Source organism: Bacteroides graminisolvens (assembly GCF_963666085.1).
Taxonomy (GTDB): Bacteria; Bacteroidota; Bacteroidia; order Bacteroidales; family Bacteroidaceae; genus Bacteroides; species Bacteroides graminisolvens.
This window is the reverse complement of record NZ_OY762556.1, coordinates 2,856,046-2,871,166: the sequence shown is the minus strand read 5'-3', so window position 1 is coordinate 2,871,166 and position 15,121 is coordinate 2,856,046. Positions and strand designations below refer to the sequence as shown.

General features: G+C 34.4%; 7 protein-coding genes. 4 read left to right on the top strand and 3 right to left on the bottom strand.

The features are described 5' to 3' along the window. Window positions 1-17 precede the first annotated feature (17 nt). From ACKPCE_RS12185 to ACKPCE_RS12170, 4 genes are all read left to right on the top strand, one after another. Window positions 18-1,901 carry an amidophosphoribosyltransferase gene (locus tag ACKPCE_RS12185; protein ID WP_319505382.1) on the top strand — a complete coding sequence of 628 codons (1,884 nt, stop codon included), beginning with the start codon at window positions 18-20 and terminating at the stop codon, window positions 1,899-1,901. A gap of 40 nt (window positions 1,902-1,941) precedes the next feature. Then, on the top strand, window positions 1,942-3,027 hold the full coding sequence (carA, locus tag ACKPCE_RS12180; RefSeq protein ID WP_319505381.1) for a glutamine-hydrolyzing carbamoyl-phosphate synthase small subunit: 1,086 nt from the start codon (window positions 1,942-1,944) through the stop codon (window positions 3,025-3,027). A 7-nt stretch (window positions 3,028-3,034) separates the two neighbouring features. After that, complete coding sequence (carB, locus tag ACKPCE_RS12175) at window positions 3,035-6,262, top strand: carbamoyl-phosphate synthase (glutamine-hydrolyzing) large subunit (protein WP_319505380.1); 3,228 nt, start codon at window positions 3,035-3,037, stop codon at window positions 6,260-6,262. A 263-nt stretch (window positions 6,263-6,525) separates the two neighbouring features. Next, the gene (locus tag ACKPCE_RS12170) at window positions 6,526-7,647 is read left to right on the top strand and encodes an ATP-binding response regulator (RefSeq protein ID WP_034782530.1); all 1,122 of its coding nucleotides are present in this window, start codon (window positions 6,526-6,528) and stop codon (window positions 7,645-7,647) included. A gap of 38 nt (window positions 7,648-7,685) precedes the next feature. Here the strand turns inward: ACKPCE_RS12170 and ACKPCE_RS12165 are convergent, their stop codons facing one another. From ACKPCE_RS12165 to ACKPCE_RS12155, 3 genes are all read right to left on the bottom strand, one after another. Further along, the gene (locus ACKPCE_RS12165) at window positions 7,686-10,550 is read right to left on the bottom strand and encodes a PD-(D/E)XK nuclease family protein (RefSeq protein ID WP_319505379.1); all 2,865 of its coding nucleotides are present in this window, start codon (window positions 10,548-10,550) and stop codon (window positions 7,686-7,688) included. A 22-nt stretch (window positions 10,551-10,572) separates the two neighbouring features. Beyond that, on the bottom strand, window positions 10,573-13,755 hold the full coding sequence (locus ACKPCE_RS12160) for a UvrD-helicase domain-containing protein (protein WP_319505378.1): 3,183 nt from the start codon (window positions 13,753-13,755) through the stop codon (window positions 10,573-10,575). Between the two features lie 107 nt (window positions 13,756-13,862). Continuing rightward, window positions 13,863-15,092 (bottom strand): DEAD/DEAH box helicase, encoded by a 1,230-nt coding sequence (locus ACKPCE_RS12155; RefSeq protein ID WP_319505377.1) that lies wholly within the window; start codon window positions 15,090-15,092, stop codon window positions 13,863-13,865. Window positions 15,093-15,121 lie beyond the last annotated feature (29 nt).

Here is a 15,121-nt window from a genome sequence, read left to right as displayed (position 1 = left end):
GTTTTTTAAATATTAAGATGGAAGAATTGAAACATGAATGTGGCGTAGCCATGATTCGTTTACTCAAACCTTTGGAGTACTATCAGAAAAAGTATGGTACGTGGATGTATGCACTTAATAAGTTATACTTATTAATGGAAAAACAACATAATCGTGGACAAGAAGGGGCCGGCTTAGCTTGTGTTAAACTTCAAGCCAATCCAGGTGAGGAATATATGTTCCGTGAACGTGCCTTAGGTTCCGGAGCCATTACTGAAATTTTTGGTAACATACAAAATTACTTTAAAGAAGCACCATCTGATCGATTATCTGATGTCAATTTTGCCAAGTGTTGCTTACCATTTGCCGGTGAAGTGTACATGGGACATTTGAGATATAGCACGACTGGGAAATCGGGTATTACTTATGTACACCCTTTCTTAAGAAGGAATAACTGGAGAGCAAAAAATCTGGCATTATGTGGTAATTTTAATATGACCAATGTCGATGAAATTTTTACTAAAATAACAACGATCGGACAGCATCCAAGAAAATATTCCGATACTTACATTATGCTTGAGCAGGTGGGGCATAGATTAGACAGAGAGGTTGAACGTCTGTATCGTGAATGTGAAGATGAAGGATTGCAGGGTATGGAAATTACCCATCAAATAGAAGAGAAAATCGATTTGTCAAATGTACTTAAAACATCTACGAAAGAGTGGGATGGGGGATATGTGGTATGCGGTATCACAGGAAGTGGAGAAGCATTTGCGGTCAGAGATCCTTGGGGTATACGTCCGGCCTTTTGGTATATGGATGATGAAGTTGCAGTATTAGCTTCAGAACGCCCTGTTATTCAAACGGCATTTAATGTTCCTGCTGAATCTATTAAAGAATTAAAGCCTGGTGAAGCTGCAATTTGGAATAAAGCCGGCAAGATGCGCTTAACGCAAATCAACACTCCTAAAAATATTAAACCTTGCTCTTTTGAAAGAATTTATTTTTCTCGTGGTAGTGATATTGATATTTACAAAGAGAGAAAAAGACTGGGTGAAAAATTAGTTGAGCCAATTCTTAAAACTATCAATTACGATATAGAACACACTGTGTTCTCATTTATCCCAAATACTGCTGAGGTAGCTTTTTATGGTTTATTGGAAGGTTTTGATAATTATCTCAATGAACAAAAGGTTAAACGTATTGAAGAATTAGGTCATAAACCCAATCATGACGAACTAGAAAAAATTCTTTCTATGAGGATTAGGAGCGAAAAGGTGGCCATTAAAGATATTAAACTTAGAACTTTTATAGCTGAAGGTAATAGTAGAAATGACTTAGCAGCTCACGTATACGACATTACCTATGGAAGCTTAAAACCGTACGAAGATAATTTAGTAGTCATAGACGACAGTATTGTTCGAGGTACTACGCTCAAACAAAGTATTATTGGCATATTAGATCGTTTACATCCTAAAAAAATAGTCATAGTATCTTCTTCTCCCCAAGTACGGTATCCTGATTATTATGGTATTGACATGGCTAGAATGAATGAGTTTATTGCATTTAGAGCTGCAATTGAACTGCTTAAAGAAAGAGAAATGAGAGACGTTATTGAACGAGCATATAACAAAGCTAAAGAACAGGTTAACGTAGAAAAAGAAAAAATGGTTAACTATGTGAAAGACATATATGCTCCATTCACTGACGAAGAGATATCTGAAAAAATGGTAGAATTGCTAACTCCCAAAGGGACTAAGGCCAAAGTTGAGATTGTATACCAACATATTGAAGGACTACATGAAGCTTGTCCGAATCACAAAGGTGATTGGTACTTTACAGGAGATTATCCCACTCCAGGAGGTGTGAAGTTGGTTAACCAAGCCTTTATTGATTATATAGAACAAGTTTATCAATTTTAATGTTTAAACTATAATTTAGTATATAGATAGAGTGACTGCAATGCAACAAAGAAAAGTAACATTAATCCTTGACGACGGGAGCTGTTTTCACGGCAAGTCGTTTGGTTATGAAAAGCCGGTAGCTGGTGAGGTTGTCTTTAACACTGCTATGACAGGTTATCCGGAGAGTTTAACAGATCCTTCTTATGCCGGACAGCTTATGACTCTCACTTATCCGTTAGTGGGTAACTATGGAGTTCCGCCGTTTACTTTTGAATCAAACGGATTAGCCACTTTGATGGAAAGTGAAAGAATTCATGCTGAAGCAATTATTGTTAGTGATTATTCTTATGAATTTAGTCACTGGAACGCTAAAGAAAGTTTAGCAGACTGGCTTAAACGCGAAAAAGTACCAGGTATTACCGGTATTGATACTCGTGAGCTAACTAAAGTATTAAGAGAACATGGCGTTATGATGGGCAAAATCATCTTTGATGACGATGCGGAGCACACAATAGAAGCAACTTATAGTGGTGTTAACTACGTCGACCAAGTTTCATGTAAAGAGATTATCAGATACAATGAAGGAACTGATAAGAAAAAAGTAGTGCTTGTAGACTGTGGAGTAAAAACAAATATAATTAGATGTTTACTTAAACGTGATGTCGAAGTAATCAGAGTTCCATGGGACTACGATTTTACAAATCTTCAATATGACGGATTGTTTATCAGTAACGGTCCTGGCGATCCAGATACCTGTGATGCTGCTGTTCAAAATATTAGAAAAGCAATGCAAAATCAAAACTTACCTATTTTCGGTATATGCATGGGAAACCAATTGCTATCAAAAGCGGGAGGAGCATCAATTTATAAATTAAAATATGGACATAGAAGTCACAATCAACCTGTGAGAATGGTAGGTACTAATCGTTGTTTCATCACAAGCCAGAATCATGGTTACGCAGTTGATAACAATACCTTAACTACTGATTGGGAACCATTATTTATAAATATGAATGATGGATCAAATGAGGGTATCAAACATAAAAAGAACCCCTGGTTCTCTGCACAGTTCCATCCAGAGGCGGCCAGTGGACCGACTGATACGGAATTTTTATTTGATGAGTTTGTTGCACTTCTAAAATAACAGAATAATGAGAAAAGATATAAAGAAAGTTTTGCTGCTAGGTTCTGGTGCCCTTAAAATTGGAGAAGCCGGTGAGTTTGACTATTCAGGCTCACAAGCCTTAAAAGCCTTAAAAGAAGAAGGTATTGAGACTATTCTTATTAATCCTAACATAGCAACCGTACAAACGAGTGAAGGCGTGGCTGATCAAATATACTTTTTACCTGTCACTCCTTACTTTGTAGAAAAGGTCATTCAGAAAGAAAAGCCGCAAGGAGTTTTACTTGCTTTTGGTGGACAGACAGCATTAAATTGTGGAGTGGAACTTTATAAATCAGGCGTACTTGAAAAGTATGATTTAGAAGTGCTAGGTACTCCTGTACAAGCAATTATAGATACTGAAGATCGTGAACTCTTTGTTAGAAAGCTCGATGAGATTAATGTTAAGACTATTAAGAGTGAAGCCGTAAATAATATACCCGATGCTCGAAGAGCTGCTAAGGAATTAGGTTATCCGGTTATCATTCGTGCTGCTTATGCTTTAGGGGGATTAGGATCCGGATTCTGTGATAATGAAGAAGAACTCGATAAAATTGCTGAAAAGGCATTTTCATTTTCTCCTCAAGTATTAGTAGAGAAAAGTCTTAAAGGTTGGAAGGAAGTTGAATACGAAGTAGTAAGAGACTGTTATGATAACTGTATTACAGTTTGTAACATGGAGAACTTTGACCCATTGGGTATTCATACAGGAGAATCTATAGTAATCGCTCCATCACAGACATTAACTAATGCCGAATATCACAAATTGCGCGAATTGGCTATTCGTATTATTCGTCACATTGGAATTGTTGGTGAGTGTAATGTACAATACGCTTTTGATCCTGAATCGGAAGATTATCGCGTCATTGAAGTAAATGCAAGATTGAGCCGTTCTTCTGCTTTAGCATCTAAAGCAACAGGTTACCCATTAGCTTTTGTCGCTGCCAAATTAGGATTGGGTTACGGTCTTTTTGATCTTAAAAATTCAGTAACTAAAACTACATCAGCTTTCTTTGAACCTGCACTTGATTATGTAGTCTGTAAGATACCTCGCTGGGATTTAGGTAAATTTCATGGTGTTGATAGAGAATTAGGCTCTTCAATGAAATCAGTAGGTGAAGTAATGGCTATTGGTAGAACATTTGAGGAAGCCATTCAAAAAGGTCTTCGAATGATTGGACAAGGTATGCATGGATTCGTTGGTAATAAAGAATTGGTAATTGAAGATATTGACAAATCTTTAAGAGAGCCAACAGACAAACGAATCTTTGTGATATCAGAAGCATTTAGAGCCGGATATACCATTGATCAAATTCGCGAGCTTACCAAAATAGATAAGTGGTTCCTTGATAAATTGATGAATATCTATCAGACTTCGAAAGAATTAAATAAATGGGGGAATAATAACAAACAAATAGCATCTCTTTCATCTGATCTTCTGATGAAAGCCAAGAAACAAGGATTTTCTGATTTCCAAATAGCTCGTGCTATAGGTTTTGACGGTGATATGGAAGAAGGGATACTTTCTGTCAGAAATTATAGAAAAAGCATTGGCATTGTGCCTGTTGTTAAACAAATAGATACGTTAGCAGCTGAATATCCTGCACAGACTAATTATTTATATCTTACGTATAATGGTGTAACTAATGACGTTAAATACTTAGGCGATCACAGATCAATAGTAGTTTTGGGATCAGGCGCTTATCGTATCGGCTCATCTGTTGAATTTGACTGGTGTGGTGTGCAAGCATTAAATACAATCCGTCAAGAAGGGTTCCGTAGTGTTATGATCAACTACAATCCGGAAACCGTTTCTACGGACTATGATATGTGCGATAGACTTTACTTCGATGAGTTGACTTTTGAAAGAGTAATGGATATTCTTGAATTAGAGAATCCTCATGGAGTCATTGTTTCTACAGGAGGTCAGATACCCAATAATCTAGCCATGCGATTGGACGAACAAAAAATCAACATTCTTGGGACTACAGCCACAAGCATTGATAATGCAGAAGACAGAGAAAAATTCTCTGCTATGTTGGACCGTATTGGGGTTGATCAACCACGTTGGAGGGAATTAACTTCGCTTGAAGATATTAATTCATTCGTAAGCGAAGTTGGTTTTCCTGTGCTAGTAAGGCCTTCTTATGTACTATCTGGAGCTGCAATGAATGTTTGTTCAAACGATGAGGAACTCGAACGCTTTTTAAAACTTGCCGCTAATGTAAGTAAAAAGCATCCCGTTGTTGTAAGTCAGTTCATAGAACACGCCAAAGAAGTGGAAATGGATGCTGTAGCCAAAAATGGCGAGATAATAGCTTATGCAATCAGCGAGCACATTGAATTTGCTGGTGTACATAGTGGAGACGCCACTATTCAATTTCCTCCTCAAAAACTATATGTTGAAACAGTAAGGCGCATCAAACGTATCAGCCGGGAAATTGCTAAAGAGCTTAATATTTCTGGACCTTTTAATATTCAATTTCTAGCTAAGGAAAATGATATTAAAGTGATTGAATGCAATTTACGTGCATCTAGAAGCTTTCCATTTGTAAGTAAAGTCCTGAAAATTAATTTCATAGAGTTGGCGACCAAAGTTATGTTGGGGCTTCCTGTTGAGAAACCATCAAAAAACTTATTTGAGCTTGATTATGTTGGAATTAAGGCTTCTCAGTTCTCCTTTAACCGCTTGCAAAAAGCTGACCCTGTTTTGGGAGTTGATATGGCTTCAACAGGAGAAGTAGGGTGCATCGGGTCTGACACTTCAAGTGCAGTACTTCAAGCCATGTTATCTGTGGGGCACAGAATACCTAAAAAGAATATTCTGTTATCAACGGGAACCCCGAAACAAAAAGCAGACATGATTGATGCGGCCAGACTTTTGGCTAACAAAGGATATAAAATATATGCGACAGGAGGAACACATAAATACCTTACTGAAAATAATATTGAAAGTACATTAGTCTACTGGCCTAGTGAATTAGGAAAGCCACAAGCTCTTGATATGCTACATAAAAAAGAACTCGACATGGTTGTTAATGTTCCAAAAAATCTAACAGCAGGAGAACTTGATAATGGGTATAAAATAAGGCGAGCTGCGATAGATTTGAATATTCCGCTTATAACCAATGCACGTTTAGCAAGTTCATTTATCAATGCTTTTTGCACAATGAGCATAGATGACATAGCAATTAAGAGTTGGGAAGAATATAAATAATCAATCTATAAGTTTTTTCAATCCCAAAAAAGGAGGAATGCAGATTTATAATAGCATTCCTCCTTTTTAATTGAATAATAGCTTTGTACAAGATTATATAAAGTCCAATTCTAGGCATTTTGTTTTTTTTTATTAAAATAACTCTTTTAGCTAGAATAAGTAACATAGAGTTTTGCTAATTTTAAAGAAACGTTTAAATTTGTAGAAGTGTAGTTTACACAATTCTAATTTGAACAGTTAACAAAGTGCAAAATTACAATACCATGAAAATAACTCCGTCTGAATATAAGATACTTATTGTAGATGATGTAACATCTAATGTTTTGCTATTGAAGGTATTACTGACAAACGAAAAATTCAATGTCATTACTGCCAGCAGCGGCAAACAAGCACTTGAACTTGTTGAAAATGACCGTCCCGATTTAGTCTTGCTAGATGTGATGATGCCAGAAATGAATGGATTTGAGGTTGCACAAATATTAAAGCAAAAAACTGAAACATCAGAGATCCCCATAATATTTTTAACCGCATTAAATGGAACAACAGATGTCGTAAAGGGCTTTCAAGTAGGTGGTAATGATTTTATATCCAAACCTTTTAATAAAGAAGAACTTATAATTCGTATAACACATCAGATATCATTAGTTGCTGCAAAGAGAATTATTTTAGCACAAACAGAAGAACTTCAAAAAACTATTATTGGTCGTGATAAATTATATTCAGTTATTGCACATGATCTTCGTTCGCCCGTCGGTTCTATTAAAATGGTTCTTAATATGCTTATCCTCAATTTACCTAGTTCAAAAATAGGAGAAGAGATGTATGAATTGCTAACAATGGCTAATCAAACAACAGAAGATGTATTTTCTCTCCTTGACAACTTGTTAAAGTGGACTAAAAGCCAAATAGGTAGGATGAAAGTTGTATATCAAGATTTTGATATTGTTGAGGTTGCTCAAGGAGTAATTGAAATTTTTTCCATGGTTGCAGCCGCCAAAAAAATATCAATAAAACTGGAAACACCTGAAAAATTAATTGTCCATGGAGATATTGACATGGTTAAAACAGTTGTTCGTAATTTACTGAGTAATGCAATCAAGTTTAGTAATCAAAAATCAGAGATTCTTGTAGTTGTAACCGATAAAGAAGAGTTCTCTGTGCTCAGTGTGAAGGATTATGGCTGTGGAATTGATTCAGAAGGGCAAAAGAAACTCTTACATACTGATACACACTTCAGTACATTTGGTACAAATAATGAGGAAGGCTCTGGATTAGGTTTACTTCTTTGCAAAGATTTTGCTCAAAAAAACAGTGGAGATTTATGGTTTGAATCAGAAAAAGGAAAAGGTTCTACATTCAGTTTTTCAATACCATTAAAAAAATAAACATAAAATAGCCCGCGACATTTGATCGGGCTATTTTATTACTTCTTGCATAAAGTCTTAAAATCACAATATTCACAAAAATCAATGTCTTTGGTTTGAGTGAAAGGTATTTCCGGATTGAAAATTTCTTTTATAAGTAAGCTTAGTCTATCTCTAAATTTTTCCTCATATATTGAGAAGTCGCTAACAGGAATCTTGGCTTTCCTTGGTTCTCCTATCTCGATAATTGGAGAATATGTTTCAGATGATGCATGATGAATATAAAGTAATGACGGAGCTACTTTCAAAGATTCTTTTTTACATTGTATTGATGCATATAAAAAAGTTTGAAAAATGTGGCTCGGTCTTTTCTTCGAAGGCGTAAATAACGCTTCTAGGTTTGCTGGAGTTTCAGGCGTTCCTCCCGTTTTGTAATCAACAATACGCAACGTATCCTCTTTTCTGTCTATTCGGTCAATTATTCCTCCAAATCTTAAATTCAGCTTTTTACCATTTATTATTATAGGAAAATCTTCTGATATAAATTTTTCCATGGCAATCATTTGAAAGGGAGCGTATTGTATATCATTTCTTAATAGCTGTTTGAGATATGAAACAATCACTTTTGAATTAATAAGTTGTTGTCCATTATATTCTGGTTTCAAATCATCGTTAGATTTAAATAAAATATTATTAAAAGCAAAGTCTACGTAAGATTGTAATTTGACATCTTTCTTTATTAATGATTCAAGGATATCTTTTGTGATCAAATCATCTCGTGAAGTAAGATATTCATAGGTCTTTTGTGCTGATAAATGAAATATACTACCAAATTGTGCTGCGTCAATTTCAGATGAGACTTTATTGGGCCTATTCAAACCAACCAAGTATTGATAATAAAACTTCAGTGGGCAATCAAGATATGTGTTTAGAGCTGAGGGAGACAATAATGCACTATTGTTATATGATGTGTCAAACTTATATTCCAGTTCTAATAATAAATCGGGACTTTTATTAACAGTAATACTTTCAATCGTTTGTGGAGATTGCCCCGATTCAATATATTCTTTTTTTATTTCGTTTGGCCATTCCAGTAATAATTGTAACATAAATCTTGACCATTCTCCTTTGTTTAAGCTGTCAGAAGAATTATTATATAATAAAGTAACATTTTCTGCTCTTTGGATCAATCGATAAAAATAGTATGCATAAACTGCATTTTTGTGCTCTATTATTGTCATTCCAAAAGCTTTTCTTAAATTATAAGGAATAAAAGAAGCATCACCTCCAGATTTGGGCAATTGTCCTTCGTTTAATGACATTATAATTAAATTTTTAAAATCTAGATTTCGAGTTTCTAGTACTCCCATTATTTGCATTCCAATGGCAGGCTCTCCATGAAAAGGAATATTTAAGGAAGATAATATTTTGTTAATTAGTTTTCTGAAAGTGTCTACCCGAACCTCCAATTTACCATTTTCTATTAGGTTGCTTATACGATTAATTGAGGTATAACTTTTAAAAAGAGATTCTCTATACAGCTGGTTGAATATATCATCAGTACTTCCCTCTTTTTCTATGTATAAAGAAGCTGCTACAGATATTAATTCTTTTAAATATTGACACAAAGAATATAGATTAGAACAAGGGGTAAATATTAGATCTAAGATCTCATCTTTTCTTAATTCAGAAGGAAGAGGATAAAATTTATTTCTTTCTAATATACTTCTTTCCAAATCTTTTGCATTAGCAGAAAGCATTCTCGTATATGGATGTTTTAAGACAGCAAGCACTGCATCATAAATAAAACATCCTTCTTTATGTTTGTAACCTATTATTTGTAAATCAATAAGAGCATCAATAAAACTATATACAGGTGTTTGTGATAATGGAAATCCCATCGTGATATTTAAATTATTCACATGTTTTGGGATAGAATGTAAAACAGGCAATAATAATGTCTCATTACACAATACAACAGCATTTTCTCTTTCATTATTGGAATAAACCTCACTAATCCATTCGGGCAAAAAACGTGCCTGAGCGTTTTCAGTAGGAGACGAAATGAATTTAATATTTTTAGGCTTACGCAAATTATCAAAATATTGACCTTTCAGTTCAGATTGAAAGCGTTGGATATTCCTATTAATAAACTCACCAGCTTCGTGTTTAAAACCAGTAGTCTGAGTATAATAGACATCAAAATCCCAATAGAACATAGCTTTATTATCTGCTTGAAGAGTTTCAAACAAGGAACTCTCAACTTTATTTAAAACATTAAAGCCAACAAAAACATACTTATCATACTTAAATGATTCGGATTTTATAGTTTGAATGACATCTCTGTATAACAGACCCTCATATGCTATTCCTGCAGTACGTAAGCTATAGGTAAATTGATTATAGACATTTCCAAGCTTATCCCATAGTGAAATAAACTTTTCTTTCAATTGCGTACGACGCTCAATTGAGAAATTCTGAAAAAATGCTTGTATTGCTTCTTCCTGTTCCTTATCAAGATAATCGTACCCTGACATGATATTTTTTAACTCTTGCAAATTAGAAAATAATTTCACTGTATCAACCATGTTTTTATCTGCATCATCAAAATCACTGATAAGCAATTCACCCCAAAAATAAAATTCATCTAAAGTCTCAGAACTTTTAGTTTCTTCAATAAATACTTTATAAAGTTCACATACTAGAGTTACTGAATCGGCCAATTTTAAAACAGACAGTTGCTGAAATAATTCACTGATACTTAAATAAGCTGGAGACCAAATAGGGTTCTCACTTTGGTCTGCTAAAAACTCATTAAAAAAAAGACTTGCTCTTTTATTTGGGAATACAATCGCAACTTTTGATAAATCGTTTCCAATTTTAGTATATATATCTTTAGCTACAATATTTAAGAAAGTTTCCATATAAAATCAATTTTAGGCTTCTTTAATTTGTTCTTACTAGCTCAATTCTCTCTTCTTCAACATACCATAGGTAACCAGATATATTTTCATATCCCATTTTACTCAGTAGTTGCATATAATCAACAACTTGTTTGTTGTACTTACTGTTTGGTTTTCCAAACTTAAAATCAACAACTACAACTTCTCCATCTTTCATCATTACACGATCCGGACGACGAATCTGTAAAGCACCATTTTGTTTATATATAATAGCACATTCATTATACAAAATCCATGCTCCCGAATACCAATCTTTGATACGTTCATTTGAGAAAGCTTTCTTTGTCAATTTTCTGATCTCATCTTCAATTTCCTTATTGTCAATTACACCTTCAAATATAAGCTGTTGGATAGCTCCTTCTATATCCTGATCTGTTCGGATCACAGAGAAGAGAGAGTGTAATAATTTCCCTCGGTTGATAAAACGTTTATCAGATTTATCTTCTTCAACTCCCGATATAAAATCTGCCGATTTATTTGATTGTCTAAACTCAATATCTGGTTTAACAGATAACATCTTCACCAATCTTTTACTAGATTTACGTAATAGTTTATTTTTTTTCTCTTTATCCACTATCATTTCTGAAGAAGATAGATTTCCATATTCGAAGCTACACAATGTATCGTCCCAATATTCTCTCATATTATCAATTTGCGGAAGACTAGATGTCAATAAATATGATACGGAATTATTTTTTTTCTTATGCCCCCAAATAATTAGATTCTTCCCTGCTCTTGTAAATGCAACATATAATAGATTAATATTATCTACCCATTGCTGCAAACGTTCATGTAAATAATCATTGTTATAAATTGATTCAGACATCTTTCTGGAATAATTAACAGGAACAATGTCAATTTCATCAAATGGGGAAGTTTCAGGAAAACACCAAACCAATTGTCCGTGCCTTTCGTTCTCTATTGACCAATCGCAATATGGTATTAATACTGTATGAAATTCAAGCCCTTTTGATTTATGAATAGACAAGATTCTGATACCTTCTATTTCCCCTCCCGGAATTGTTTTACTACATAGTTTTTCATCCCAAAAACGAATAAAATTATCAATCTCAGAAGAATTGCTTTTCAAATATTCAATCACGGCATCAAAGAAAGCAAATACGTATGCATCTTGTTTTTCAATTAAATCCATCGAAAAAAGAGAATATAACTCTTCCAGTAATTCATATAAAGGCATAAGCCTCATTCTCTCCGAACAGCTAATAAAATCTTTTGGAAGAAATTCTTCAGTATTTTCTGTAAGTATACGATTTATATCTGTTGTCTGTTTTAAAATATCTCTTTGATATGATAAAGCAAGCAAACTCAGAGCAATTGTGTTATTTTTATCAGATAAAAAACGGAGAGCATTGATTAACATACATAATGCAAAAGATGCATCCAGTCTGAACGCTTCATCAGACACAATCTTGAAGTTCATATTCTCATCAAAATATGTAGCAATAAGAGGAATCGTTTTATTTGTTCTTACTAGAATAGCAATATCATTCATCTTAACTCCACTTGCAAGCAAATGTTTAACTTCTTTACCCAGCTCAGAAAGCATATTATCAGAATAGCTATTCTCATCATCATCTTCTAAGAAGGAAACTTTTACATAACCTTTTTCTTCTTTACCATTTGGCCACTCTTGCTCAACATCAGCATAAGCTTTTACCAATGATTCACAACTCACGCCTAACTCATCCTGATGTTTCTTATCTAAAACTGAAACTATTTGTTGAAAGACTGAATTATTAAAATTTATAACGTTAACTTCACTTCTCCTATTCGTTTTTAGCGTTTCTACTCTAATAGGAAAGTGGGCTATTTTTTCATTCAGGTTATTCAATATACTCCAATCACCACTTCGCCATCTATAAATTGATTGTTTCACGTCACCTACAATTAGACTATCGGCTCCTTGGGATAATCCTTCAAGCAATAATAATTTAAAATTATTCCATTGCATTCGGCTTGTGTCCTGAAATTCATCAATCATAACATTACGAATACTGGTTCCTATTTTTTCAAAGACAAAAGAAGAATCATCTTCCTTTATCAAATTATGAAGTAATGCATTAGTATCCGAAAGTAAAAAACTGTTCTTTTCCTTATTTATAGAACGTACTTCTTCATCAATACTGGCTAATAGTTGCAGTTTATTAAGGTGCTGCAAAGATAGGCTACAACTATTTACAATAAGATTGTTTTTAGCACGCAGTTCTTCAGCATCTTGAAGAACTGGGATCAAGCTAGAGGCTGCTAAAGATGTTATATCTGAAAATCTAGATGAACTTTTGGCAGCCCAGTTGTCCTCGCTTTCCAAACATTTATCAACCGTTACATTTCGTATTTCATTGCTTAAATTTCCATTGTACAACTTCCTAAAATAACTTCCTATACCCTTTGACCCATTTTTTAAATCATTAGAAGTAAGTCCATGCCTCTCTAATTCGCCTTCAAATTGATCGGAAAAGCCTTTCATCTGTTCTAGAGCTTCTTTTTGGAGTTCATTAAGATGTACTTTGTATTTTTTTATGATATTTGGATCTTTGAGCTTTTCTCGCAACTTACCTCCTTTTTCAATATACTCCTCACTAAAAATATTTTTCCCAAAACGTTTGATTTCGTAAGCAACATTCCATTTCTTGTCATCAGCAATGCGTTCATCAATGTAATCAAGTAACCAAGCTAAAATAGGAGAGTTCGGGGTTAATTTTTCTATCATGGAATCAATAGCAACATCCAGAATCTCTTCATTGTTTAATTCGATATTTAAATTAGGACTTAGCTCTAGTTCTCTAGCCAAATTTCTCATTACCGATTGAAAAAAAGAGTCGATAGTTTCAACACGAAAACGCGTGTAATCATGTAACATGTATCTTAAAGCTTGACCCGCTGCAATTCTGATTTCTTTCTCTTCCATTCCGGTTAATTGAGTAATTCTTTTCAGATAAGCATCCGAATCAGCATCTACTATCCAAATACCGTACAGCTGACTTAAAATTCTCTCTTTCATCTCAGCCGTAGCTTTATTAGTGAATGTTACAGCTAAAATTTGTTGGTAAGAACGCGGATTGAGAATAAGCTGTCTTATGTATTCAACAGCCAAAGTGAATGTCTTGCCTGAACCGGCAGACGCCTTATAAACTAAAAGTTCCATATGGTATTTATGATTACTACAGATACAAATGTAGTCTATTATTCACGAATAATGAAACATATAGCTTCATTATTCATGCACAGTAGGTAGTAATCTGAAATGTAGTCTTATTTCCTTTGGGAAGGCTTTCTGTTAAAGCGCTTCTTATTTCTTGAAGAATTATTGTGGCTATTTGATCTTGTTCTTGGCGCATACTCAGGAGATTCGCCTAATTCAACTGGAACTGGAATTTTATAAATTTCTTTTTCAAGAAAGTTTTCAATATTTTTAAAATTGCTTTGTTCTTTCTCGTTTACGAAAGTAATAGCTACGCCATCATTATTAGCGCGCGCAGTTCTACCAATACGATGTACATAGTCCTCACTGTCATTTGGAACATCATAATTGATAACTAGGCGAATATCGTCAATATCAATGCCTCTTGATACAATATCAGTTGCTACAAGAATGTTTATCCTGCCCGATTTGAAATCGCGCATAATCTGTTCTCTCTGAACTTGCTCTAAATCAGAATGCATTTCACCAACATTGAGCTTTTTCATTTTCAAAGCACGTGTAACCTCTTTAACTTTTATCTTAGAAGATACAAATACGATCACTTTTTCGGGAACTTCCTGTTCGAAGAGGTGTTGTACAATACCTAACTTTTGGCGTTCGTAACAAACGTACGCAGCCTGAATAATTTTTTCGGCAGGTTTAGATACCGCTAATTTAATTTCAGAAGGATTACGTAGAATTGTGTTTGCTAACTGTTGTATCTTGGCCGGCATAGTAGCAGAAAACATGATTGTTTGTCTTTCTTTAGGCATATGCTTGACAATCTGCATTATATCGTCAAAAAAACCCATATCAAGCATTCTATCAGCTTCATCAAGTATGAAATAAGAAACATGTGACAAATCTACATATCCTAAATTCAAATGAGAAAGCAGTCGTCCAGGAGTTGCTATGACAACGTCTGCGCCCAAAGATAAACCTTTTTTCTGCTGCTCAAATAAGCTTCCGTCATTTCCGCCGTATACAGCGACACTAGATACGGGCATAAAATAAGAAAAGCCCTCCATTTGTTGGTCTATTTGCTGAGCCAGTTCTCTGGTAGGCGACATAACCACGCAATTTATAACATCCTGTCTGTGTTCGCCTTTACATAGTTTGTTGAGCACTGGCAAAAGAAAAGCAGCCGTTTTACCGGTTCCTGTTTGCGCTACAGCTATTAAATCTTTGCCTTCGAGGATAATTGGAATTGCTTGTTCCTGTATAGGGGTGCACTCGTCAAATCTCATGGCATCAAGTGCCTCTAGAACACTCTCTTCTAATTCAAGTTCAGAAAACTTCATCTTATTATCTATTTATGTACAAAGATAAA